Source organism: Longimicrobiales bacterium, from assembly GCA_029245345.1.
GTDB lineage: Bacteria > Gemmatimonadota > Gemmatimonadetes > Longimicrobiales > Gaopeijiaceae > CALFPJ01.
The window spans coordinates 114,728-138,075 of sequence record JAQWPM010000019.1 but is presented as its reverse complement, the minus strand read 5'-3'; the positions used below and the strand labels follow the sequence as shown (position 1 = coordinate 138,075).

General features: G+C 61.7%; 19 protein-coding genes and 2 tRNA genes. 17 read left to right on the top strand and 4 right to left on the bottom strand.

Going from position 1 to position 23,348, the window contains the following annotated elements:
• Window positions 1-22 precede the first annotated feature (22 nt).
• The 9 genes from rny (at window position 23) to recN (ending at window position 10,052) form a co-directional block, all read left to right on the top strand.
• Entirely contained in the window at window positions 23-1,597 is a 1,575-nt protein-coding gene (gene rny, locus P8L30_10610; protein MDG2240643.1) for a ribonuclease Y, read from the top strand.
• Between the two features lie 4 nt (window positions 1,598-1,601).
• Complete coding sequence (locus tag P8L30_10605; GenBank protein ID MDG2240642.1) at window positions 1,602-2,018, top strand: hypothetical protein; 417 nt, start codon at window positions 1,602-1,604, stop codon at window positions 2,016-2,018.
• Between the two features lie 119 nt (window positions 2,019-2,137).
• The gene (locus P8L30_10600) at window positions 2,138-3,028 is read left to right on the top strand and encodes a bifunctional 5,10-methylenetetrahydrofolate dehydrogenase/5,10-methenyltetrahydrofolate cyclohydrolase (GenBank protein MDG2240641.1); all 891 of its coding nucleotides are present in this window, start codon (window positions 2,138-2,140) and stop codon (window positions 3,026-3,028) included.
• Window positions 3,029-3,035: 7 nt separating this feature from the next.
• On the top strand, window positions 3,036-4,343 hold the full coding sequence (gene xseA, locus P8L30_10595) for an exodeoxyribonuclease VII large subunit (protein ID MDG2240640.1): 1,308 nt from the start codon (window positions 3,036-3,038) through the stop codon (window positions 4,341-4,343).
• On the top strand, window positions 4,340-4,591 hold the full coding sequence (gene xseB, locus P8L30_10590) for an exodeoxyribonuclease VII small subunit (protein MDG2240639.1): 252 nt from the start codon (window positions 4,340-4,342) through the stop codon (window positions 4,589-4,591). Before xseA ends, xseB begins: the two co-directional genes overlap by 4 nt.
• On the top strand, window positions 4,588-5,490 hold the full coding sequence (locus P8L30_10585; protein ID MDG2240638.1) for a polyprenyl synthetase family protein: 903 nt from the start codon (window positions 4,588-4,590) through the stop codon (window positions 5,488-5,490). The genes xseB and P8L30_10585 overlap by 4 nt, the downstream gene beginning before the upstream one ends.
• 82 nt (window positions 5,491-5,572) lie before the next feature.
• Complete coding sequence (gene dxs, locus P8L30_10580; GenBank protein ID MDG2240637.1) at window positions 5,573-7,483, top strand: 1-deoxy-D-xylulose-5-phosphate synthase; 1,911 nt, start codon at window positions 5,573-5,575, stop codon at window positions 7,481-7,483.
• Window positions 7,480-8,394, top strand: a complete 915-nt coding sequence (locus P8L30_10575; protein MDG2240636.1) for an NAD(+)/NADH kinase — start codon at window positions 7,480-7,482, stop codon at window positions 8,392-8,394. Before dxs ends, P8L30_10575 begins: the two co-directional genes overlap by 4 nt.
• Window positions 8,394-10,052 carry a DNA repair protein RecN gene (gene recN / locus P8L30_10570; GenBank protein ID MDG2240635.1) on the top strand — a complete coding sequence of 553 codons (1,659 nt, stop codon included), beginning with the start codon at window positions 8,394-8,396 and terminating at the stop codon, window positions 10,050-10,052. The genes P8L30_10575 and recN overlap by 1 nt, the downstream gene beginning before the upstream one ends.
• Before the next feature lie 4 nt (window positions 10,053-10,056).
• Here recN and P8L30_10565 read toward each other — a convergent pair whose 3' ends face one another.
• Entirely contained in the window at window positions 10,057-11,691 is a 1,635-nt protein-coding gene (locus tag P8L30_10565; protein MDG2240634.1) for a hypothetical protein, read from the bottom strand.
• A gap of 159 nt (window positions 11,692-11,850) precedes the next feature.
• On the opposite strand from P8L30_10565, the gene P8L30_10560 reads away from it, so the two are divergent.
• From P8L30_10560 to P8L30_10535, 6 genes are all read left to right on the top strand, one after another.
• A tRNA-Gly gene (locus P8L30_10560) sits at window positions 11,851-11,923 on the top strand.
• Between the two features lie 47 nt (window positions 11,924-11,970).
• Window positions 11,971-12,042, top strand: a tRNA-Cys gene (locus P8L30_10555).
• A gap of 337 nt (window positions 12,043-12,379) precedes the next feature.
• A complete protein-coding gene (locus P8L30_10550) occupies window positions 12,380-12,562 on the top strand; it encodes a hypothetical protein (GenBank protein ID MDG2240633.1) in 183 nt (60 codons plus the stop codon).
• A 255-nt stretch (window positions 12,563-12,817) separates the two neighbouring features.
• Entirely contained in the window at window positions 12,818-13,966 is a 1,149-nt protein-coding gene (locus P8L30_10545) for a hypothetical protein (GenBank protein MDG2240632.1), read from the top strand.
• A gap of 165 nt (window positions 13,967-14,131) precedes the next feature.
• Window positions 14,132-14,275, top strand: coding sequence for a hypothetical protein (locus P8L30_10540; GenBank protein ID MDG2240631.1), 144 nt, complete (start codon window positions 14,132-14,134; stop codon window positions 14,273-14,275).
• A gap of 12 nt (window positions 14,276-14,287) precedes the next feature.
• The gene (locus P8L30_10535) at window positions 14,288-14,440 is read left to right on the top strand and encodes a hypothetical protein (GenBank protein ID MDG2240630.1); all 153 of its coding nucleotides are present in this window, start codon (window positions 14,288-14,290) and stop codon (window positions 14,438-14,440) included.
• 14 nt (window positions 14,441-14,454) lie between these two features.
• On the opposite strand, the gene P8L30_10530 is transcribed toward P8L30_10535, so the two are convergent.
• Window positions 14,455-14,769: a hypothetical protein gene (locus tag P8L30_10530; protein MDG2240629.1), complete on the bottom strand. Its 315-nt coding sequence runs from the start codon at window positions 14,767-14,769 to the stop codon at window positions 14,455-14,457.
• Between the two features lie 675 nt (window positions 14,770-15,444).
• On the opposite strand from P8L30_10530, the gene P8L30_10525 reads away from it, so the two are divergent.
• Entirely contained in the window at window positions 15,445-16,704 is a 1,260-nt protein-coding gene (locus P8L30_10525) for a fatty acid desaturase (protein MDG2240628.1), read from the top strand.
• Between the two features lie 355 nt (window positions 16,705-17,059).
• Window positions 17,060-18,910: a gamma-glutamyltransferase gene (locus tag P8L30_10520; GenBank protein MDG2240627.1), complete on the top strand. Its 1,851-nt coding sequence runs from the start codon at window positions 17,060-17,062 to the stop codon at window positions 18,908-18,910.
• A 218-nt stretch (window positions 18,911-19,128) separates the two neighbouring features.
• On the opposite strand, the gene P8L30_10515 is transcribed toward P8L30_10520, so the two are convergent.
• Both P8L30_10515 and P8L30_10510 read right to left on the bottom strand, forming a co-directional pair.
• Window positions 19,129-19,353 carry a hypothetical protein gene (locus tag P8L30_10515; protein ID MDG2240626.1) on the bottom strand — a complete coding sequence of 75 codons (225 nt, stop codon included), beginning with the start codon at window positions 19,351-19,353 and terminating at the stop codon, window positions 19,129-19,131.
• A 47-nt stretch (window positions 19,354-19,400) separates the two neighbouring features.
• Window positions 19,401-22,706 (bottom strand): S8 family serine peptidase, encoded by a 3,306-nt coding sequence (locus P8L30_10510; GenBank protein ID MDG2240625.1) that lies wholly within the window; start codon window positions 22,704-22,706, stop codon window positions 19,401-19,403.
• Window positions 22,707-23,348: the final 642 nt, after the last annotated feature.

The following is a 23,348-nucleotide window of genomic DNA, read 5'->3' as shown; positions in this document are numbered from 1 at the left end:
GCACTGATTTCGGAGTAAATATATGGTCACCCCGCCACTCCTATTGGCGGCGGCGGTTGGCCTCGTTCTCGGCGGTCTGGTTGGTTTCTTTTTTGCGCGAAACCGCGAACAGGCCCGGCAGGAGTTAGAAAAGGCAGAAGGAAAGGACGAGGCCTCCCGCATCCTCAAGCGGGCCAACGAAGAAGCAGACAACGCTCGCAAAGCCGGGGAGCTCGCCGGAAAAGAAGAAGGATTCCGACTTCGGGAATCTTGGGAAAAGGAAGAGAGTCGCAGGCGTGAAGAGACCGAACGCGCCGAGCGCCGGATCGAGGAACGATCCGATGCGCTCGACCGGCAGTTCGAGCGTCTCAATACGCGTGAGGCCGAACTCGACACGCAGAGTTCGGATCTCGAGCGGAGCACTGCGGATCTCGCCAGCCGCTCTGCGTCGCTCGGTGAAGCCGAGCGCGCTGCGCGGGCACGGCTCGAGCACCTCGCCAGCCTTAGCGCGGAGGATGCCCGTAAGGAACTCGTGGAGGATCTCAAAGACGAGGCTCGCGCGGAGGCTGCAAATGCACTGCGAGAGATCAAAGAGCAGGCCCAGCGTGAGTCGGAGCGCGAGGCAAAGAAGATCGTGGCGCTGGCCATTCAGAGGATGGCTGCGGACCTCACCGCGGAGACCACGGTGTCCGTGGTCCAACTTCCGTCAGATGAGATGAAAGGCCGCATCATCGGGCGAGAAGGTCGTAACATTCGATCCTTCGAACAGGTTACGGGCGTTGATGTGATCATCGACGACACGCCCGAGGCTGTGGTCTTGTCCGCGTTTGATCCGGTCCGCCGGGAAATCGCACGGATCGCGTTGGAGCACCTCGTGGAGGACGGACGCATTCACCCGGCGCGAATCGAAGAAATCGTAGAGAAGGCTTCCAAGGATGTCGACCAGACGATGATCGAGGCGGCAGAGGAAGTCCTGTACGAGTTGGGCATCCACAACGTCCACCCCGAGATCGTAAAGACGCTGGGTCGCTTGCGGTTCAGGACGTCGTATGGCCAGAACCAGCTGCAGCATGCCAAAGAGGTGGCTCTATTGGCCGGCAACATGGCCGCGGAGATGGGGCTGGACGTTCAGGTCACCAAGCGTGCGGGCATTTTGCACGACGTGGGTAAGGGAATGACCCACGAGCATGAGGGTACCCACGTCGAACTCGGCTACCGGCTCTGTAAGAAGCACAACGAGCACGAAGTCGTGCTCAACTCGATCAAGGCGCACCACGATGAAGAGCCCCACTTCACCGCGGAGGCTTTCCTGATCACGGCGGCCGATGCGATCAGTGGATCTAGGCCGGGCGCTCGGCGTGAGATGATCGAGGGGTATGTGAAGCGCTTGGAACGGCTCGAGGAGCTCGCGATGGAGCATCCCGGGGTCGAGCGGTGTTTCGCCATTCAGGCCGGCCGAGAGCTGCGAGTTATGGTCGAACCCAGTCAGGTGGGTGACGGCGAAATGGCCCAGATATCGGAGGCTGTGGCACGGAAGATCGAGAGTGAGCTCCAGTATCCGGGTCAGATCAAGGTGGTCGTCGTGCGGGAGACACGCGCCGTCGACTTCGCGAGGTAGGGCAATGCCGATCAAGTGGCGAATCGATCACGACCACCTCGTTGTGGTTTCGGAGATAAGCGGGCGAGTCGCACCCGCCCCAGCAGCGGCTTATATGGCTGCAACGTTTGGAGCCGGAGGCGCGGGGTATGATGAGCTCGTGATCAGTCTTCATGCGATCACCATCGACATGAAGGCGCCGGAGCTGAGGGCGTTTCTCGTCGAACGCGGTTTCCACCAGAGCGGTCGACCCGCCCGCATCGCCATGGTGTCCGACGCGAATACGGTGTTTGGGGTCGCACGCATGATCTCGATGATGGCAGAGAGTGTGGCGGAGGTCGAAGCGAGAGCCTTCCGAGACCTGCCCGGCGCTTTGGAGTGGCTCGGCTTGCCGGCCGACTACGCGGCAGGTGCGGAATTGCTTACAGGCGTAATTGAGTAGCTCCCCCGGGAGGTGCTACAAATCAAGAGACTTCCCGAAAAACCCCCTACTCGCAGGGGCTGCGGAAGGTGTTAGCTTGGATCTTGCCCAATCTGTGAACCCCTTTTGTGGACCCCTGTATGAGCGCCCAAATCATTTCTGGCAAGGACATTTCCGCGGACATTCGAGGAGAGCTCAAAGACGAGGTTTCCCGTTTGACCACAGAGACCGGGGTGACACCCGGCCTCGCGACTGTACTGGTCGGGGCGGATCCCGCCTCTCAGATGTACGTGGGAATGAAGAACAAGGCTGCAGGGGCCATGGGCATCAACTCTCAGCAGATCACGCTGGACGCGGACACGAGCCAAGACGAACTCATGGGTGTGGTCGCGGGACTGAACGCGGATGCGGATGTGCACGGGATCCTCGTCCAGTTGCCGCTTCCGGATCACATTGACGAAGGCGCGATCATCGAGGCCATCGACCCTCTGAAAGACGTGGACGGGTTTCACCCGATGAGCGTCGGTCGACTCGCGACAGATTCAGGTGACTTCTTCCCGCCATGCACGCCGGCCGGGGTCGTCGAGATGCTCATGCGCAGCGGACACGACCCGTCGGGCAAACATGTCGTTGTCGTTGGGCGCTCGAACATCGTGGGCCGTCCTTTGGCATCGCTGCTCATTCGAAAGGCCGTCGGTGGAAACGCGACCGTCACGGTGTGCCATTCCCGGACTCCGGATCTGGGCGCTGTGACCCGTACGGCAGACATCCTCGTCGTGGCCATGGGCCGTCCGGAGATGATCACCGCTGACCTCGTGTCTCCTGGCACGGTCGTGATCGACGTTGGCACGAACCGAGTGGACGCTCCGGGCACTGAAAAAGGCTACCGAGTTTGTGGCGATGTGCTCTACGATGAGGTCGCCGAGATCGCAGCAGCTATTTCGCCGGTACCGGGTGGCGTGGGTCCGATGACGATCACCATGCTCCTGAGCAATACGGTGAAGTCGGCGCGGCTGGCTGCCGCGCGGTAGAAGCGGCTTGTCCGGCGACAGTCTGGATCTCTTCGACGACATCGAAGGGGAGGAAGCACCACCCGAAGAGGGAACGGCGCCCGAGCCGGGCACGGGTATCACACCTGCTGAGCCAAAAGTCTGGTCCGTTACCCAGGTCAACAAAGCGGTGCGCACGCTACTGGAGAGCAGCATCGACTCTCTGTGGATCGGGGGCGAGATCGGGCAATGGACACGCTCTCGGCCGGGGCACTGCTACTTTACGCTCAAGGACGACCGCGCCCAGCTGAAGTGTGTCATGTTCGCCCGAGAGTCACAGAAGCTCCCGGTCGATCCGGAAGAGGGCATGCAGATCCGTGTCATGGGATCGCTGACTCTTTATGAGGCCCGCGGCGACTATCAGCTCGTGGTGCAGAAGGTCGAGACGGAAGGGGCGGACGGACTTTGGCGGCTCGCGTTCGAGAAATTGCGCTCGAAGTTGGAATCCGAAGGCCTGCTTGATGCCGCTCTCAAGAAGCCCTTGCCACGCTACCCGGCCGTTGTTGGTGTGGTCACATCACCCACGGGAGCTGCGTTGCGCGACATCATTGCTGTGCTCAAGCGTCGAGCGCCGTGGGTCCGCGTCATGCTTTCCGGGAGCCGGGTTCAGGGCGAGGGGGCCTCGCGTGAGGTCGCTTCAGCCATCGATCGATTGGTCGCTACGGGTGAGCCTGATGTCATCATCGTCTCCCGGGGTGGCGGCTCGGTCGAGGACCTTTGGGCGTTTAATGAGGAGCCGGTTGCCCGTGCGATTGCGGCGTCTCCGATTCCGGTCGTGTCCGGGGTCGGGCACGAGGTCGACGTGACCATTGCGGACCTCGTCGCCGACTTCAGGGCGCCCACGCCGTCTGCAGCCGCAGAGGCGGTGGTCCCGGATGCGGCGGTTCTCCGACAGGGCCTTCGGGGCATGCCCGACAGACTCGCGCGGGGCCTTCGCGGCACATTGAGGCGAAGGAGGGACGGAATCGCTCAGACCCTCCTGCACTTGAGCGTTGGTGTCGAACGACGGGCCGGTCCACTTAGGCAGAGGACCGACCGTGGGATGGCACAATTGGAGCGTGAGGTGAATAGAATGGTGGAACGGCGTCGTCAGCGGCTGCGTGCCGCTGGGGGGCGCCTGGACGCACTTTCTCCTTTAGCCACTTTGAGTCGTGGGTATTCCGTGGCACAAGCTGAGGCTGGGGGCGTGTTGCGAGAGATCGGAGACTTCACGGTGGGGCAGAAGTTCAGACTCCGCGTGAAGGACGGTGAAGTAATCAGCGAAGTTCACGACCTAGAGGAGTTGGATTCAGCGTGACTGCGGAATCAGAGAACATGGAATCGAGCGAAAAACCCACCGCCCTCGAAGGCCGCCTGAAACGGCTCGAGGAAATCCTCAGTCGCCTGGAATCTGACGAGGTAGCGCTGGAGGAGGCGCTCACCTTGTTCGAGGAAGGCGTCGGACACGTGAAGGAGGCGGAACGTGTGCTCGCGGCAACGGAACTGCGCGTTGATGAGTTGCTGGCCAGTGGCGCCACTAAGACGGTCGAGATCGACACCGAATGACGGCTTTCGAGCTTGCTCCATATCTGACCGCTCAAGGCGCCGAGGTAGAGCAGGCGCTCGAGCGAGCGGTGGTGGTCATGGAAGCAGACCTGGCCGATGACGTCGGGGCGGCCATCCGTCATGGTGTCATGAGCGGCGGAAAGCGGGTACGCCCAGTTCTGTGTGTCACGGCATACCGCGCGTGCGGCGCGGATGCGTCTCCGGCTGCCTACGACCTAGCGGCGTCCCTCGAGCTGATCCACGCCTACTCCCTCATGCATGACGATCTCCCCTGCATGGACGACGCGGAGTTACGCCGTGGTCGCCCGACGACGCACAAGGTCCACGGGGAAGAGCTCACAGCCCGTGCCGGAGCCGTCCTTATTCCGGCGGCGGCTCTTCAGGCCTACAGAGCTGCTTCGGCCCTGGGCTGTGGCCCCGACGTGGCGAAGCGGGTGGCATCGCGTCTGATGGAGGCTTCCGGAGCGGGCGGGATGGTCGGCGGCCAGTGGCTCGACCTGATGGGTGAGGGGCAGGCCTTGGGCGCGGAGGATCTCGACGGCTTACATCGCCGGAAGACGGGCGCTCTTCTGAGGGCGTCTTTGGAGTTAGGGGCGCTGGCGGCGGAGGCTCCAGCCCTCGTGGTCGAGGCGCTCAGTACGTACGGAAGAGCGATCGGGCTCGCCTTTCAGATCGCCGATGACATTCTGGACGCCACTTCGTCTGCTGAAACGCTGGGCAAGAACCCGAGCGACGCGGAGCTCGACAAATCCACCTATGTCTCGCTTTACGGATTGGATGAAGCCCGTATTCGGGCCTCGGAGCAGGTGGATACGGCGATCGCAGCGCTTGCCGAGGCAGGGATTCAAGCCCCCGCTCTCGTAGCATTGGCGGGCTATATCGTGCAGAGGGAGAAGTAGTCGCGCGCTTCCAAAGCTGTGCGGCACGATCCATGCGAGTATCTTTATCGTCCCTAAAGAACCAAACGTAAGGAGTGGTCCGGTGCCGTTACTGGATCGTGTCAAATATCCCGAAGATCTCCGCCGCCTAAAGCGCGAGGAGCTGAATCAGCTCGTGGACGAGGTACGCGCACGTCACATTGACGTCGTGTCCCAGAAGGGGGGGCACTTCGGTGCAAGCCTTGGCGTGGCGGAGCTCACAGTGGCCATGCACTACGTGTTCGATACCCCGCGCGACCAGCTCGTGTGGGATACCGGCCATCAGGCATACATCCACAAGATGCTCACCGGGCGCAATGAACAGTTGCCGACCATCCGGACGCGGCACGGCTTAGCGCCCTTCTGCCGTCGGGACGAGTCCGAGTACGATGCGTTTGGGGCGGGGCACGCAGCTACATCGGTGTCTGCCGCTTGGGGCATGGTGGTAGGCCGCGACCTGACGGACCAAGACTTCAAGGTCGCTGCGATTATCGGTGATGGGGCCATGACGTGTGGGCTCGCATACGAAGCGCTGAACAACGCGGGACACACGAATCGGGACTTCGTTGTCGTGCTGAACGACAACGACATGTCGATTGGGCCGGCGGTGGGCGCAATGAACAAGTACCTCACGTCCATGATCACGAACCCCGCCTACAACAAGGCGCGCAATCTCGTGAAGGAAGTGCTGCACCGGACACCGACGGCGTTGGGCGACGTGATGGAAGAGGTTGCCGGACGGCTCGAGGAAAGCGTGAAGCACATGCTGACCCCGGGGCTGATCTTCGAAGAGCTCGGCTTCCGTTACGTCGGCCCGGTGGACGGACATGACGTGCAAGCGCTGGTCGATACGTTTGGGCGGGTGAAGGACATGAAGGGCCCCATCCTGGTGCATGCGATCACGCAGAAGGGCAAAGGCTTTGCCCGCGCCGAGGAAGATCCGTGGACGTGGCACGCAGCAGGTCCGTTCGACAAGGTCACCGGAAAGGGCACCAAGAAGTCCGGCGGTGGCATGCCTCGGTACCAGGCCGTCTTCGGGAAGGGGCTAATCGAGCTCGCGGACGCGGACCCGCGTGTGATCGGGATCACCGCCGCCATGCCGGACGGCACGTCGACAGACATGTTCTCCGAGGCGCATCCGGATCGGTACTTCGATGTGGGTATCGCGGAGGGGCACGGTGTCACTTTCGCGGCGGGAATGGCCACGCAGGGTGTAAAACCCATTGTCGCCATCTATTCGACGTTCTTGCAGCGCGCATTCGACAATATCGTGCACGATGTGGCGCTCCAGGGGCTGCCTGTGGTCTTTGGTATGGATCGGGCGGGGATCGCGGGTGAGGACGGACCCACCCACCACGGCACGTTGGACATCTCCTACATGCTGTGTATTCCAGGAATGACCGTCACGGCACCCAAAGACGGGTCCGAGATGATGGCGCTGCTCCGTTTGGCCACTCAGCAAGAAAAAGGGCCCTGGAGCGTTCGCTGGCCGCGCGATGCGGTGCCTGAGGAAGTCCCACATCTCAGCGAGATTCCCGCGATCGAGCCGTACACTTGGGAAGTTCTGCGGAACGGCGGAGACTGCGTCGTCCTCGCAACCGGGACGATGGTTCTTCCCGCGGTTGAGGCCGCAGAGGCACTGGAAGCGGACGGCATCCGCTGCACCGTGGTCAACTGCCGCTTCCTGAAGCCGTATGACCGCGCGGTGTTCGAAGAGATGGTGCGAAGCCATTCCATCGTATTGACGCTCGAGGAAGGCCAGATCACGAACGGGTTCGGATCATTTATGGCCCGTGAGGTCCACGACCTCAATCTCTCGAAGGTGCCGAGGGTCGCATCTATGGGTATTCCCGACGAGTGGGTCACCCATGGATCCCGCGGTGGACTGCTTGCAGAGTTGGGCCTCGACGTCGCCGGTATCACAGAAAAGATCCGGAGCCTCGTGGAGGAAAAAGTTCCTGTGGAGGCCGGGTGACGCCAGGTAACGTCCGGAAGCTTTCCGGCCCGATCCAGAAGATTGGAGTCGTCCTTCGGAGGCGGACCTCTGATGTAGCTGAGATTGTTGCTCGGCTGGTCACCTTCAGTGAATCACGCGGGGTCGCACTCCGGTTCGAAGGAGGCAGTCCCGATGTGCCTTCCGGTGCTCAGGCTCTTGACTTGGAGCATGAGCCGGTCGACCTGCTTCTGTCCTTGGGAGGCGACGGCACCATGCTGCGCGCAGCGCGCTTGGGCATGCCACAAGACATCCCGGTCTTCGGGGTCAATCTTGGCCGACTTGGCTTTCTCACGGCGACCCCTGCAAAGGATCTCGAAGTACGATTGGGTGAAGTCTTGGACGGCGGCGCACAGATCGACCGACGTTTCACGATCGAGGCGGTCGTCGTAGGGCCGGACGGGAAGAGATCCGAGCCGTTCGAGGCCTTGAACGACATCGTTGTGCATACCGCCGGAGCTGCCCGGGTGACCGCTCTGAATTTGAGCGTCGGAAGAACGGAAGGACGTGAGGAAATCGGGAGCATCTCCGCGGATGGAGTGATCCTAGCGACACCCACGGGCTCGACTGCGTACTCACTCTCTGCCGGCGGCCCAATCATTGTGCCCGAGGTGGAGTGTTTCGTGGTTACGCCGATCTGCCCACACTCGCTCGCCGTGCGCCCACTCGTTCTGCCTGCGCACGAACAAATCATGGTTCGCTCACTTGATCCCGGCGCCAAGCTTCAACTCACCGTCGACGGCCAAGTCGTGTGTGCCGTGGGCCCGGGTGAGATCGTCAGCGTCGTGCGCGGTAGCAGTGAAGTGTCTCTCGTCAGAGTGGCCGGGCAGACGTTCTTCGGGACTATGAGCAGTAAACTCAACTGGGCTGCTCGCCCGCCAGAGCGCACCTGATGCTGGTAGAACTCCGGATCCGCGACTATGCCGTAGTCGATGACCTCACGCTGGAATTGGGCCCCGGCCTCAATGCGCTTACGGGAGAGACCGGTGCAGGGAAGTCGATCATTGTCGGGGCACTCTCGCTCCTTCTCGGGGAGCGGGCGTCTTCGTCCGTAGTCCGAGCCGGAGCAGATCGAGCCACGGTAGAGGCCGTCTTCGATGTAAAAGACGCGCCCCGGCTGACTTTGGAACTTGAGGAGTACGGCTTCAGGCCCGAGGACGGTCTCGTGATCCTTCGACGCGAGGTGGCGGCTGAAGGGCGCAACCGCGCTTGGGTGAACGGGTCACCCGCCACAGCAGGGGTGGTAGGGACTCTAGGCGCTGCGCTCGTAGACCTACATGGTCAGCACGAGCATCAGACCCTTCTGCGAAGTACAGACCAGCGCCGCATTCTGGACGCGTACTCCGGCTCCACCAGTGAGGCTAGCACCGTCCACGCGTTGCACGCGGAAGTCCAGGTCATGAGGCGTGAGATCGAAGACCGGGAGGAGCGCAGCCGGGAGATCGAGAGCCGAGCTGACTTCCTACGCTTCCAACTGGATGAGATCGACCAGGCCGAACTGCTGCCTGGCGAAGACAGTGCGCTGGAGTCTGAATCCGGCCGCCACGAGCACGCAGAGGATCTCGCTAGAGGTGCCTCTGACGGCTATCACGCGCTCTACGGTTCTGACGATTCGGTTTCCGACCGCATCGCCGTGACGCAGAAGATCCTGGAGCGGCTCGCTGAATTCGACCCGGGTCTTCGTGAACAGCTGGAGGCCCTGACCGGTGCCGCGCTCGAAGTGTCCGAGGTCGGCCGGCGACTGGGTGACTACGCTGAGTCCGTGGATCACGACCCGCAACGATTGGCCCAAGTCCGCAGCCGCCTGGATCTTATCTTCCGGATGAAGCGGAAGTACGGACCCGAGCTGGCCGACGTCCTCGAGACCGGGCAGCGGGTTCGCACCGAGCTGGGGGATCTAGACGACTCGGATCACGACCTAGACGTCATGCGCCATCGTCTAGGGGGGATCGAGGGCGAACTGAGCGCGGCTGCTGAACTCCTGTCCGCCAAACGGCGCGCCGGCGCAGACCGACTCGGGTCTGCCATCAGGGAGACACTCCCGGAACTCGGCCTTCCCGGTGCGGACTTCGAGGTCTCCCTTCGCGGGCACTCCGAGGTTGGGAGTGGCGGTGCGGAAGGTGTCGAGTTCTTGGTCGCACCCAACCAAGGCTTCGCGGCTCAGCCGTTGGCCCGCATTGCCAGCGGTGGAGAGTTGTCTCGTGTCATGCTCGCCCTGAAGTCGCGTCTCGCCGATGTGGACCGGGTGCCTGTTCTGGTGTTCGACGAAATCGATGCCGGCATTGGTGGAGTCGTCGCGTCTGCTGTGGCGCTCAAACTTGCCGAGGTCGCGAGCCGTCATCAGGTGTTCGTTGTCACACATCTGGCGCAGGTCGCCTCAAGAGCGGATACACACCTATTGGTGGAGAAGCAGCACGGCGCCGACATCACGTCGACGTCTGTGAGAGCCCTAGGCCAAGAGGACCGGGTCGAGGAGATCGCGCGCATGCTCGGTGGTGATCCGGATTCTGCCACATCTCGACAGCACGCCAGGGAACTACTCGGGTCGTAGGGCCTTAGCGGTTCGAGCGCATCGACTCCGACGGAGCAGGGGCGTCACCACCCCAGATTCCGCGGAAGATCTTGATCCCCATTTCCACGCGCATAGCGATCGGGGTTTGGCCACCCGAACCTGCCGCCGAGTAGAGGACCCGGGCGTGCAGTTCCATGGGCGAGGAATGGACTCCCGCGAACCACCCATCCGTACTGGAATAGCGGATTCCGAATCCCGCCTGGTGCAGCGTCACGCCGGATTCGCGCTCGAGGTCTGTCGCGTCCACCGGTACGCTGCCCGGCGCGGCCTCGCCGAAGATCTCGTATCCGTCCACGCCCTTGCTGTACAGGCGATAGGAACCGAACAACGACAATTCAGGCGAAAGGCGCCAAGTCGGTTCGAGTTCGAAGCCCAGGTAGGAGGCCGGCGTCCACGTCACTGCGCGGAGTGTGCCGACCCGCGGAGTCACAGTTTCCGGCGGTGCGACGCGGCGGAGTAGGTCTAGGGACTGTTGGATGCCGTAGCGCACGCCGGCGCGCAGGCCCAATCGTTCACCCACCCCAACGAAGCCGAAGAGACGGCCCTCGAAGTCCCTCTGCCCGTCGCCCGTGCCCAGGTCCAAAAACACGTCGTGGGCATCGACCGAACCCGTTCCAAGGCGCATCAGAAACCCAGCGCCGACCGAGTAGGTCAGCCGCGGAGCGACAGCCCCCGAGTCCCGTAGCTCTCCCCTGGCGATCCGGACCAGGGCTGTGAGCTCAACGTCACCTATCTGCCAAAGCGCATTGATTGGAGCGAGTGGCGCTCCCTGGATGCCCGAGCCGCCCTTGCTGGGAAGGCTTGCGAAGGTCTCTGATGTAATCCATTCAGAGGCGAATGCCATTGTCGCGCCCAGTCCGCCGAGCCCCGCAGCGTTCAGATCTTGATCGAGAGTTGTCGTGGCGTCAGTGAGGGCCCGGGCCGCTTGAGACCCCCGCATCGGGAACAGGGCCGACGAAGAATACGCATTCCGGGAGGTGGACAAGAAGCCGGATATTTGCCCTTCTAAGGAGGCCGCGTCGGAGCAGGCGCCCGTACCCGGGGTCGTCCCACAGATCGATGCAGCACGCGCCTGTGCGAGACCCAGGGCTGCCTCAAGAGAAGCGAGGAAGTCGTTGACTCCACCCGGATCCGATATCAGCGGGTTCAAGCCCAGGTTGCCACCCATGCTGTCCGGCCGGAACGCCACTTCCAATGCGGTCCGGTTCTTCATGACGGGGACCGTGGCACCTAGTGTCAGCCAATCGAAAACACCCAAATGGCCGCCAAGATCGATACGGGTCACGTCGTGGCTCACAAAGGCGCTGCTCGCGCCCGCAATGCCCACGAAGCCGCTGTTACCCGTCAGGGAGCGGATATGGGCCTCTAGCGAGGCGAGCCCCGGGAAGACCGAGGCCCCCGTTTCGCTCGTCAGGTCCGAGGCCAGATCTTCGTTCTCCGTCACCAAGGCCCCGTTCTCGAGGCGCTCGCCGAAACGGGCGTTCCAAGACGTGAAAGACGGGTCGAACTGGAGTCTAAGTTGGCCGCGCGGCACCAGAGTGACGTCTGTCACTTGGGCCTCCGCGACGCCTCCAGAAAGGGCGACCAAGCAGAGCAGGGAGGAGAGCGTGCGACGCATTCAGATCCGGGTGTGCGAGTCGGGTCTGGGCGAGGTGCCCAAAAGGCCGATTGGCCGCGAAACATAAGGGTTTACGTGGCGTCGTGGAACTTGGTTCCACTGTTCCCCTGGCATTGACCCCCCCAAATGTCTGTTCTAGCTTCCGGCGCTGAGAAAAGTGCGGGAATAGCTCAGTTGGTAGAGCACAACCTTGCCAAGGTTGGGGTCGCCGGTTCGAGTCCGGTTTCCCGCTCTGGTATGGGGGACGGCAGCGACGCTGTCCGTCCCCCATTTAGTATCGGCGCCGTAGCCAAGCTGGTAAGGCAGAGGACTGCAAATCCTTTATCCCCGGTTCGAGTCCGGGCGGCGCCTTTAGGGGAAACAACGGCCTCTTCGTGGTTTTCCACGGGGAGGCTTTTTTTGTGTGGGCACCACGTGGGCACAGGCGGCGATCTAAGTCGACGTAATAGGCCGACCGTTCACTGGCGGAAGCTCTGCCGGGAAAACTGACTTTGCCGCAGCAACAGCCCCTTCCGCCGAACCCGCACCACGGGAGCGAATCACGCCCCGGCTTGCCCGAGATCTATGAACTTGCTGCGTCTTCGTGCGGCACTATACTTTGACAAGAGCCCCTATCTGCGCCACACCAGAGTCGCGGAAAAGAAGCGGCCGTGTCACCATTTAGCGAACTCCGGTTAGGATCAGACTTATGGGAAATATCCCCAGCCACGCCGACTGGATGAAGAGCACTGAAGGAGGTTTCTTCGACAGTCGAAGTGATTTGCTGAAGGCGGTGGATACGGCAATTCTAGGATACAACACGCAGGGGAAGACTCCCGAACTCCTCGGCCGGATCAGGTCGACCCTTGAGGCCTATATTTCGGACCACTAGCGCCGGAAAACTCCTGAGGCATGGAAGCAGAGTATCCGGAATCAGAAGGGTGCCGTGGTCAGCCTGAGGTTGGCGGTGACGCCGGTCGAGGTGCCGATTGTCCAAGATCCGGAGCCGATCGTGGTTCCTCCGCCCGAGCCAAGGCCGGTTCCCGTCGTCAGGAATCCGGAGGCGGTTGCCATGATGGCCGAACTTAACCGAGAACTGCAGTACGCCAACACTACCCCGTTTCACGTGCAGCAAACGGCTCAGAACGTGGAATTGGAGGGTGCCCTCAACAGCCTGGCAACTGATCTGGGCAAGCTGTACACGGACATCAGTACAGGCTTCGGGGCAACCCGCTTGAGTTTTTTCCGCGTACTTGATGTTGCAAGCACTCAGTTCATTGGGCTCCATCAGGATGACGCGAAGGCAATCGACGCCAAGCTCAGCATCGCGAAGTCGGTGTTTGATGCCATGAAAGTTCTCCCGTTTCCGTTGTCCGCGATTGGCGGCATCGGAGGTGCCGTCACGGGTGCGCTGAAAACCAAGACATTTGTTCGGGCCGCGAATTACGTCCCGGTTGGGGTTCCAACGGCGGAGGGAATGGAAAAGACCGTGATGGACGCGGCCCAGAAATTCGACACCCTCCGCACGATGAACGTGAAGCCGGAGAATTTGAGTCTCTCGCTGCCGAAGATGACGTCAGACTTTTCAACAGCCTTCGATCAGTTCGAAGACACACTACGAGCGAGTTGGGCGAAGGAAACGGAACCCGTCAGTGATCGATCGAAGAGAAAGGCACTCGCACTTGCCATGGTCGGGACGTCGACGACGGGTAGGGGAATCACTACCGCGTCGGAGATGAAAATCCGCACCGCTGTGCTGAGGAAAGACATTGATCAGCAGGGCCGTGCAATCGAAGCGCACTTTGCAAGCTTCAAAGGCCGCGGCAACGTGCTCGTCCACGAGGAGTGCGTTAAGTGGGTCGTTGTGAGGCTGATCGCAGATTACGCCATCTCGGGCCTCTGCGAATCCAAGGATGTCACCCTAATGTCAGCGTCTGAGCTGGGGGGGAAGGCGTTTGGTCAAAAATTCGCGGAGTACCTTGCCGATACCCCCCTTCAGCTACTTAAAACGAAGTACGAAAAATCATCTGACGTTTGGAAGGAGGGGAAGATTCCATGGAAAGGCCACCCTACGCATACTGTGGGAGTAATGCTCTACCTCGACTGGGTTCGTCGTGAGGTAAACCCGTTCCTGCTTTGGGATCCCACAATCGCTTCCGCCCAGACCTTCCAGAAAAAGTCAGCTGAGTACATTCGCAGACTTGGTGCTGCGATTGAAATCCACCACGAGACACATATGCTCGGGCACAATACGGTCACGAGTGTCCAAGATGTCGCGAGAGGTGCGAATGGGTGAACGACTATAGGGGCGTCGAGGTATAGGCGTCATAGGGGCCAGGAATCCGCTTCCGGTCTACCCCAGAGCCAAGCAGCCAACGATGAAAAGGTGTTCTCCCCTTGGAGTGGGTGCACTACTAAGAGTGCAAGGAAAGGATCCCACGAACCGAGCAGGAGAACGCCCATGGACAGGTATGTCGGGCTGGACATCCACTCGTCTAGCTGCACACTGGCGGTAGTAGGGCCGAGCGGAAAACGGCTGGACTCGCAGGTGGTGGAGACGAATGCGGGTGCGCTGATCGAGGTACTGCGCGGGATCCCGAAGTAACGCCACATGTGCATGGAGGAGGGCACGCTGTCGGAGTGGCTGCACGAAGTTCTGGAGTCGCACGTCGAGGAGTTGGTGGTGACGGGTGTCGGCAAGAAGAGCCGCGGCCCGAAGCGCGACAGGGAGCAGTGGCTGGGCGCGTTGCCGGAGGCGAGCAAGGGGTGATGGCCGCTCAGCTACTAATCCTCCGAGTGCTCATCCACCACCGGTGGCAACTGCAGGACCTCCCCCGTGGCGTGCAGTTCCCCCCGCGTGGCAGGTTCAAGAGGGTCACGGCTCCGCGCGAGCACGACCCACCGATGCTCGTCAGATGCGATGCGTGACAGTTGATGGTCCGTCAGCATGCTCCAGTTGATCTTCGCTATCCCGCCGCCGACGTCCATACGCTGCCTCGGCGGCGCGAGCTCGGGTAGAACCCGCTCCACAACGCGCAGGGCTAGGACTCCATCAGGCTCCTCGAGCGGCCGGAGCAGTGCGCGGCGAGCCTTGCCCACCAGCCCGAACAACCATCGGTTGGGCGCCTCTCCCTGAAGCTGTGGTCACCAAGAACAAGACTCCCACGAGCCCAAAGTTCTCGCGTCCACGCCTGCCGCCATTGCCGCCTCAGCCTGCGTGTGTCCCAGCAAGCTGAGATAGGCTGCGGACAGATACTTTTCGCGGTCGCGGGGAGCACCGATCGGGTCGCTAGATTCGGACTTTGCCGCGGTCGCGTTCCGGCCGCCGCCTTCTTTAGACTGCATGCAGCCGCCCACTTCGCTCGGCGTCGGTGGATTGCATTGGGCCAGCGGACGCCACATTCTCTTGGGCATAACTTCGGGTCAGCTAACCCACTTCGGCATGTCTAGGTCCGGCTGATCCTCGGGGCGTTCGACCAACAAAGGAAGAGCGCCTCGAGGGCGCGCGGCAGTCGGGACCGAAACGAGTCAGCATGTTTATCGTGCGGGGTGTGGGCGCTATCTTCGCTTGAAGTGGTCGGATATATCAAGTTGCCTCTCAGGCAACAGAGAGGGCCTTCCACCTGCCCAAGGACGCTCGATGCGCACCGGAGATCTTCTCGGCGGCGACCCCCGATACCAAGCCTTGCTCGAAGAAACTGGGATTACGTGGTGAGCGAGGACACCGATCGACCGACGCCCCTATCTCGTCACCGAGATCTAAGCGGGGCAGGCGTGACCCAGACGATCGTGTACAAGGCCCGTCGGTACGACGTCACCGACTGGGTCGACCGCCACCCGGGCGGACCCGTCATCAAGGATTTTGTGGGCCAGGATGTCACATGCGCGTTTCACATGCTTCACGACATGCGAAACCCGATTTTTCTACGGTTGCTCGAGGGGATGGACATAGGCCCGGCAGACGACCACCCGATCAGTGACTTCGATCGAGATTATCTGGATCTCGAACAAGTATTTCTCGATCGCGGCTGGTTCGAAGTAAACTACGGCTGGTATGCCAGAGAGGTGGGCGTGGTCTTGGGATTGCTGGTTGTCGCGTATATCGCCACCGGGCCGATCCTCAGCGGCTTATTCTTCGGCTTGTTCATTCACCAAGCCGCTTTTCTGGCCCACGATGTAGCACACGACAGCGTTGTTCCGGCTCGGTGGCGCCGCCGCGCTTCGTGGCTGTTCGGTAGTGTCTGCTTCGGTATTAGCCACGAAAAGTGGACGCGGGAGCACAATGAACATCACCTCGAGGCCAATCGCCCCGTGAGTGATCCTCAGATGAATAGTATGCCTCACCTCGTTTACAGTCGGCGTGAAATCGACGATTTCGAACGGACCCGACGGCCCTTGACCAACTGGGAGAAGGTGAAGCTGGCGACGCAGCACATCTGGGTGCTTCCCGTCCTGCTGCTATACGGTCGTATCAACATCGTGAGCGGAGACCTGCGGCGGGCCGTGCGGGAAAGGGATGTGCATCACCTTTCGGCGTTCGCCATTCACACGCTGTTGTGGGTCACTTTGTTGTGGCTAGGGTGGCGTGGATTGGAAACGGCGGTGTCGGCCTCGTCGATAGCAGCAGGCGCGGCGTACACCGCGTGGTTTACGGTCGCCACCCTGGTGATTTCGGGGAGCATCCATCTCCAGTTGATCCTCTCGCATGCTTATGCGCCCCGCTTGTACAAGGAGGAACAGGAGGCGATGGGGATGAAATTTCAGGCACTCTCGAACCAGAACATCTCGACGTCACTGCTCGACGATTGGTTTCACGGGGGGCTTCAGCACCATGTCGAGCATCATCTTTTCCCCCGAATGCCTAGGCACAACCTCGCGAAGATTCGTCCGTACCTGAGGGAGCTGTGCGAAAAGCATGGCATCGAATACAAGTCCGATTCGTTCTTTCGCTGCATCCTGACCATGCTGAAATCATTGGCCAGCGCGAGTTCTGGCGTGCGGAAGGACCTGCGCACGCGGTATCTGCCCGGCTAGCGCTTCGTCTCGTGACTCGAGACTCATAACAGTGGGAGTTAAGCGAGACTCGCAACCAGCCGACTCGCCGGGCGGGTTGCCATATGGGAACTCGATTCCTGCACGGCGGCGCTGGGCGGCCAGGTCGACCTGGCCTACGCGATCGAGTCGTTCGTACACGCACCGGATGCCGGTGCGTTCTTCGGAAACGTGGCGACCGCACTGGCCCCGGGTGAACGGCTCCACTCGGCTGTAGTTCGTGGCCGTGAGCTCGATTGTCTGTGCTGCGAGGGAAGGAGCTAGCGGCGCCCTTGGCTCCGTTATGATGTGCGTGCTAGTATGCCGACGCCGTCCGATCCCCCCCCGGAGGAATCCCATGAATCGCCTGCGTCTCCTGACGTTTGTCGCCATCACACTCATGTTGCTGACCCCGAACATGGTCTCCGCCCAACGCACCCAGAAGCCGGTGCTGCACGCGAAGCACTGGATTGCGATCACCGGCAAGCCGATGGCGGCCACCGCCGGTTCGATGATGTATCAGAGGGGCGGAAATGCGGTCGACGCCGCGATGGCGATGCTGGCGGCGACAGCCACGATGTGGGATGTGCTTTCCTGGGGAGGAGAGACGCAGGCACTGGTCTATCATCCGGGCGAACAGCGCGTGATCGGGGTCAATGCGCTTGGCGTGGCCCCGGCGGGCGCAACGCCGGACTACTTCCGCGAGCGGGACATGGACTATCCGCCGGAAAGCGGCGTGGACGCGATGGTCACACCGGGCACGCCGGGCGGCCTCATGACGATGCTAGCAATGTGGGGGAAGCTGTCCCTGTCCGAAGTGCTCGCGCCGGCGATCGAAATGACGGAAGGGTATCCCATGGAAGCGGATGCGGTGCGTCGCATAAATAGCTCGGCCGAGTCAATGCAATCCTGGCCTTACACGTCTGCAGTCTTCTTCCCGGATGGTCCCGAGGGACCCGAACAGGGTCAACTGCTCGTGCAGGACGATCTCGGCGTCACGCTTCGCAAGCTGGTGGAGGCGGAAGCCGACGCACTCGCGGACGGAGTGGGCCGTGAGGAAGCGATCCTCGCTGCCTACGATCGCTTCTACCGCGGTGACATCGCTGCAGAGTACGTGCGGGGAGCTCGCGAGCAGGGTTCGACCGTCACGATGGCCGACCTGGACGCATGGCAGGTCTACATCGAAGAGCCGGTCATGACCACATACAAGGGAATCGAGGTCTACAAGCTGGCGGAGTGGACTCAAGGGCCGGTCATGAATCAGACCCTGAACATCCTTGAGAACTTCGATCTCCAGGAGATGGGATACAACAGCGCTCGGTATGTGCACACGCTGTATCAGGCGATGAATATGGCGTTCGCCGATCGTGACTTTTACTACGGTGACCCGTACTTCCCGCCGGCTGAACCGATCGAGGGCCTCCTGTCCAAGGAGTATGCACGGGAACGTGCCGGGGAGATCGACTGGGAGCAGAACGACGCCAAGATTCTGCCTGGTGATCCGTATCCCTTCCAGGGCGGGGTGAACCCATACCAGCACTTGCTCGAGCGCTGGGCGGGTGGTGGTCGAGTCATCACGGAAGAGGCTAGTGCCGAGGAGATGGACGACTTCCTTGAGGACTTCTATGGAGGCACAACGTCGATCCAGGCAGCAGACGAGGAAGGGTGGGTCGTGTCTATAACACCGTCCGGTGGTTGGATTCCGGCTGTCATCGCCGGAAACACCGGCATCGGCATGAGCCAGCGCGCCCAGTCGTTCGTGGTCAACGAGATCGACAACCCCTTCAACATGGTCGAGCCGAGCAAGCGGCCGCGGGTCACCCTGACGCCGGGGATGTCACTCAAGGACGGCCGTCCTCACCTGTCCTTCGCTGTACAGGGTGGAGATTCTCAGGATCAGAACCTCGTTCAGTTCTTTCTGAACATGGTCGAGTTCGACATGAACGTTCAGGAGGCGGTCGAGGCCGCGAACATCAACTCGTTTCAGATGCGTGGATCGTTCGGAGATCACGCGACCAACCCCGGAGGACTCCTCCTGCAGAACGCAACTCCGCCCTGGGTTCAGACGGATCTGCGGCGGATGGGCTATCAGCTTCAGTTCGCCGAGCGGACCTCGGGTCCGATCAACGCGATCTACTTCGACTGGGAGCACGGTTCGATGTGGGGTGGATCAAGCCACCACGGCGACGACTACGGAGTGGTCTGGTAGCGCCCCGAAACGCCTGAAGGGTGCTGGGGAAAGCCCCCGGCACCCTTCAAGGGCGGATTGTCGCCCGATTCCGGCCCGCGTGTTCGGCGGCTCTACACCCACTCAATCGAACGGCTCGAGTGTTTTTTGGTGCGGCCACGTCTCGTTCAGCCGGTTTCCTTCGTAGAGCCGTCCGTTCATCATCCCGTCGCTGATCGTGTTCGTATTCCCCAGGTCGTCTAGAGGGTTACCCGACAGAATGACGAAGTCGGCGAGCTTGCCCGCTTCAGATTGTCTCCATCGCTTCGGTCCGAGATGAAGACCAGTTGCGTGCCGTCAGAGCTGTTTCGGGGCTGCGTGTCGTACGCCATGCCCGCGGTAATGCGGCCCTCCTGCTTCTTTCTCTCGGCCGCGGTGTCCGCCGCCTCCTGTGCTACGAGTGCAGTGGGAGCGGAGAAGGACATCGCAGCGAGTAGCGCCGCGCCGAGGAGAAGATTCGCCCACGACTTCGTTAGCGTCCTCCGCTCTGTCTGTCTTGAGATACGAGTGCCGGTGCAGTAGCCAGTTCAAGCAGGTTCACCAGGAATGTCTCGCCCCCGGTGGTCCGTCCCTCGACGACGAGCGCTGCGTAGGGTCTCCTGCCGGGATCATGGGTCATGCCCGCGGTCCAGGTATGCGCCTTGGCCATCCAGCGGCTTCCTTCCGCGCGCTCCTGCGGGATGTCGGCTACGCTGACCGTTCCGTAGGACGGGTTGAAAACGACGTCGAGGTACTGATACGACGTCGAACCCGAGGGAACGTTCGAAGCGTCCACGACGATCTTCCAGGTGCCGGCGGCGGGGTCGCTCACGAATTCCGATTCGTCGCCTTCCGGGTCGGCGTCCGTCCTTGCGGGGGTGCATTCGTCGCCCGTGCAGTCAAAGACGTACACATCGAGATCAGCGTCCGAGTCGGTAGCATCGAACGCACGGGCGATGAGTCCGGTCGAACCCGGGAGGACCTCGATCTCGAAGACATGCTGTTCTTTCTCCGTGATCTCATGCGTTTCCGCGCGCGCGCTGCCCAGAGGCGTATTGACCGCTCCACCGTCGAACTTCGCCATCGGATTCGTGATCCACAGATCGTAGGTCGTGCCCTCGGTATCGCTTCCGGACGTATCGACGGAGCCACCGTGCGCCATCACGCTCACTCCCGCCGAAAGCGCCGTGATTGTCACGGTCGCGGGCGTAGGAGGAACGGGCTCCAGCTTCTTGGCCTGCTCCCAATCGAAGGTCCGGGTGTCCGCCACGTCGGTCAGACGGACCTCCCACACACCGGCCGCCGGGCCGTTGATCATCTGGCTGACGCCGCTGTCCGTAGTGATGCGCTCACCACCGGCCGACCGTGTGTCTGGTCGGGAGACCGCCAGACTCACCTCCCGGTCCTCCCACGTCAGGTCGACTTTGAGCGCGGTGACTCCTTCCGGAACGTTGTAGAAGAAGCTCTCGATACCAGGGCGGGGAACCTCGGTCTCGTTCTTCATGGTGAACCCGTTTTCGGCGTTCAGCGTCTCGGCGGCGACGATGGTTGCCAGTGTCCGGTAGGCGTATCCGGGCACGTCCGGGTGATCGAGCGTGAAGTGCGCCGTGTGTGCGCCATGTTGGGTCGGCGCAATCGTGATCGGCACGTCTACGGACTGATTGAGAGGTAGCGTCACGGTCGAGGGCGCCGAGAAGGTGCGGTGGTCGTTGCCGGCCCAGTTCACCGTGAAGGTCATGGGTCCGCTCGGCCCGCTCGTGCGCGTCAGAGTGATCATGCGTTGTCCGCGATCACCCACGTTCCAGCCGTCCCGTTCGTAGAGGCCGACGCCTTCGTGCGGCGTCGCAAGCATGTGGCTGTACGGATGCCGAACCGGCGCCCGACCCTCGATCTCGATCATCTGCCCGCCAGCGTCGAGGCGCTTCAGGATGTCCCACGCACCAGCCACGCTGATGACGCCGTTACCCTGTGTGTTCGCGCGGAGGTGCGGGACCCATCGCGCTCCGCGTGTCACAGCGTACTTCAATCGGTACGGGTCATAGCCGACTCCCTCCTGCTTCGCGGCGCTGATCAACATCGCGACCGAACCGGCCGCCGTCGGCGTGGCGGTCGAAGTTCCGCCGGCGATGGTATAGCCGGGAGGGAGCTGATACAGGCCGGGGATCGCGCGACCTTCGATGAAGCCGAGCGCCGTGCTCACATAGTTGGACGGCGAAATGATGTCGGGCTGCAACGCCCCGTTGCCCATGGGCCCATACCCGCCGGTGATGAGCAGATTGTCTTCGTGCTCGACCCGGACCCCGTGATTGATGAAGAAGTTCTCCTTGCTCTCGTGGCCGTTCACTCCGATCACGCCCTTGGCGAGAACGAAGTCGTCGATGCCGCCCAGAATCGGATAATTGTGCGTCGGTGACAGGATCGAAGCGCCAAAATTCTCGACCAATCGCTCATAGATGACGGTCGGTACCAGGCGACCGTCGCGGAGCAGGTACGTGCGCGTGATGTTCGAGCTCTGCTCGAAGTAGACGACGTCGGCGCCGTGGTCGATCACGGACAGTATGGTCGACTCGGTCTGGCCGTATGCCGATCCGCCCTCGGAGATACTGATGAGCTGGGCGCCCGGCGCCATCCCGTCGAACTTCCCGCTCTCTCCACGGCTCCCCACGGCGGCTCCCACCACGAGCGACGCGTGGCTGGCGATACCGAGGTTTAGAGCGACGAGCTTCCGGTCCTGATCGATCTGCACCCCGAAGCCGATGGACTCGCGGATTGGCGTGTCGGGATCGTCCGTGCCGAAGACACCGAATTCCGGACGCACCGCATGGTCGGTCAGTGCCTTTTCGTTCGTGAAGCTGAGGTCCTGATCCGTATCGACCCACACCTCGTCCGACGTCTCGTCCCAAAGGACCGCGAAGAGGCGACTCGAAGCTTCCGGATTCCCGTCTCGGTTCACGTCCCGGTCAAGGCCCTGGCTTCCGTAGGTGCCTGCGGTATCAGCCGTGACTTCGTTGAAGTGTGCGACGCGGAAGGTCCCCGCGCGTGGCGCGGTGTAGGTCTCGTCCCCGAACGTGAAATCGGTCGACGCGACGTCCACGATGTCGTCCATGCGGACCCATCGACCGTCGTCCTCCTCGTCGACGTCGAGCGCTGTGCCGTACCCGGCGATCTTGGGGATCGGCTCACCGTCGATCGTCATCGCCTGCTGTAGTTCTGGTAGAAGCATGTCGGGATTCATGTCGATCATCGCGATCTTCACACCACGTCCGTCGTACGTAGGGTTGGCCTCGCGGAATTCCACAGCCCGCACGTCATGAAGCGGGCTGTACCGATTCCGGAGCGGGTAGTCACCGAGCACCGGGGGCCAGGCCTCGATGATCGTGTCGGACACGAGGCGCGCATTGGAAGGGAGAGGACTTGTCGGTACGTCTGCGGGCTCCCGGTCTGCACGACTGAATGCGCGTGATCTGCGGTGGATTGATATGTCGACGCTATGGACGGAGGAATGCGTGACTACGCCTTCTACCCCATCGATAGGTACGCGAGCGCGGATATAATCCACGTCGTCGGACCGGAATTGGATCACCCCACCGGCCTGCGCTATGACGTTCGCGACCTGTGCGTTCTGCCCGATCTGAGCAGCGATGACGAGCAGCACGTCCGACTCTCCACGCGCTCTTGCTTGTGCGAGTTCACCGCGAGAATCCTTGAACAGGAACGGTCGCCGCTCGACCTGAGCGGAGAGGTCCGTGGAGGAGGCGCACAGGAGTGCGAGGAAGGAAAGCGCGATGGTGTACCGCATGATGTAACCTCGATGTCCGATCGGTCCGTGACCTGTTCGTTCGCGATTCCCGACCGCGACCGGTCGGACCGCTGAACCTCCGTCGCACCTGGGGTGTCCGCAACCATAGGAACGGGTCTGCGAGCCTCGAATCATCGGCCCAGCGGCGACCTGTCTACGGCTCGGGTGGCAGGCTCTTTACTCTATTTGAGCTGTGCCGGCCCGCGCTGCGCCGGGCCGTGATCAGATGCCGGAGTGCGGATGGCAGCGGACCGAGCGGGGGCGAGCGAGGTGAGGCGGTTGAAACACCTATTCTTTCTGCTCCCGAGGACATGTTAGAAGAACCCGTAGCGCTATGCGCTGCTGCAAATGCGTCATTCGCTCATGCTCTAACGACTGCAAAAATGAGCTAGGCTGATCACCGAGACGACAAAAGGCGCGCAGCAATGGATTATTGCTGAACTTCTTTATAAGCGACTTATAAGCTCCAGCGGTGAAACCCAGTCATCAGTTGTTTTAGCGATGCTGCGAGTTCATGCTCCGTGTTTACGCGCTCTAACGGCTCGAGATTCCGCTGCTGGGTCGAGCCGCAGCCATCCGCGCCAAAGAAGACATACGCATGCGGAGAAGCTGTCGATAATCATCAGGGTGTGCGAGTTTCCC

Bases quoted from the DNA above. Each gene is read 5' to 3' on its own strand.
- rny (MDG2240643.1), top strand. From the start codon at position 23: ATGGTCACCCCGCCACTCCTATTGGCGGCGGCGGTTGGCCTCGTTCTC.
- P8L30_10605 (MDG2240642.1), top strand. From the start codon at position 1,602: ATGCCGATCAAGTGGCGAATCGATCACGACCACCTCGTTGTGGTTTCG.
- P8L30_10600 (MDG2240641.1), top strand. From the start codon at position 2,138: ATGAGCGCCCAAATCATTTCTGGCAAGGACATTTCCGCGGACATTCGA.
- P8L30_10585 (MDG2240638.1), top strand. From the start codon at position 4,588: ATGACGGCTTTCGAGCTTGCTCCATATCTGACCGCTCAAGGCGCCGAG.
- recN (MDG2240635.1), top strand. From the start codon at position 8,394: ATGCTGGTAGAACTCCGGATCCGCGACTATGCCGTAGTCGATGACCTC.
- P8L30_10565 (MDG2240634.1), bottom strand. From the start codon at position 11,691: ATGCGTCGCACGCTCTCCTCCCTGCTCTGCTTGGTCGCCCTTTCTGGA.
- P8L30_10550 (MDG2240633.1), top strand. From the start codon at position 12,380: ATGGGAAATATCCCCAGCCACGCCGACTGGATGAAGAGCACTGAAGGA.
- P8L30_10540 (MDG2240631.1), top strand. From the start codon at position 14,132: ATGGACAGGTATGTCGGGCTGGACATCCACTCGTCTAGCTGCACACTG.
- P8L30_10535 (MDG2240630.1), top strand. From the start codon at position 14,288: ATGGAGGAGGGCACGCTGTCGGAGTGGCTGCACGAAGTTCTGGAGTCG.
- P8L30_10520 (MDG2240627.1), top strand. From the start codon at position 17,060: ATGAATCGCCTGCGTCTCCTGACGTTTGTCGCCATCACACTCATGTTG.
- P8L30_10515 (MDG2240626.1), bottom strand. From the start codon at position 19,353: ATGTCCTTCTCCGCTCCCACTGCACTCGTAGCACAGGAGGCGGCGGAC.
- P8L30_10510 (MDG2240625.1), bottom strand. From the start codon at position 22,706: ATGCGGTACACCATCGCGCTTTCCTTCCTCGCACTCCTGTGCGCCTCC.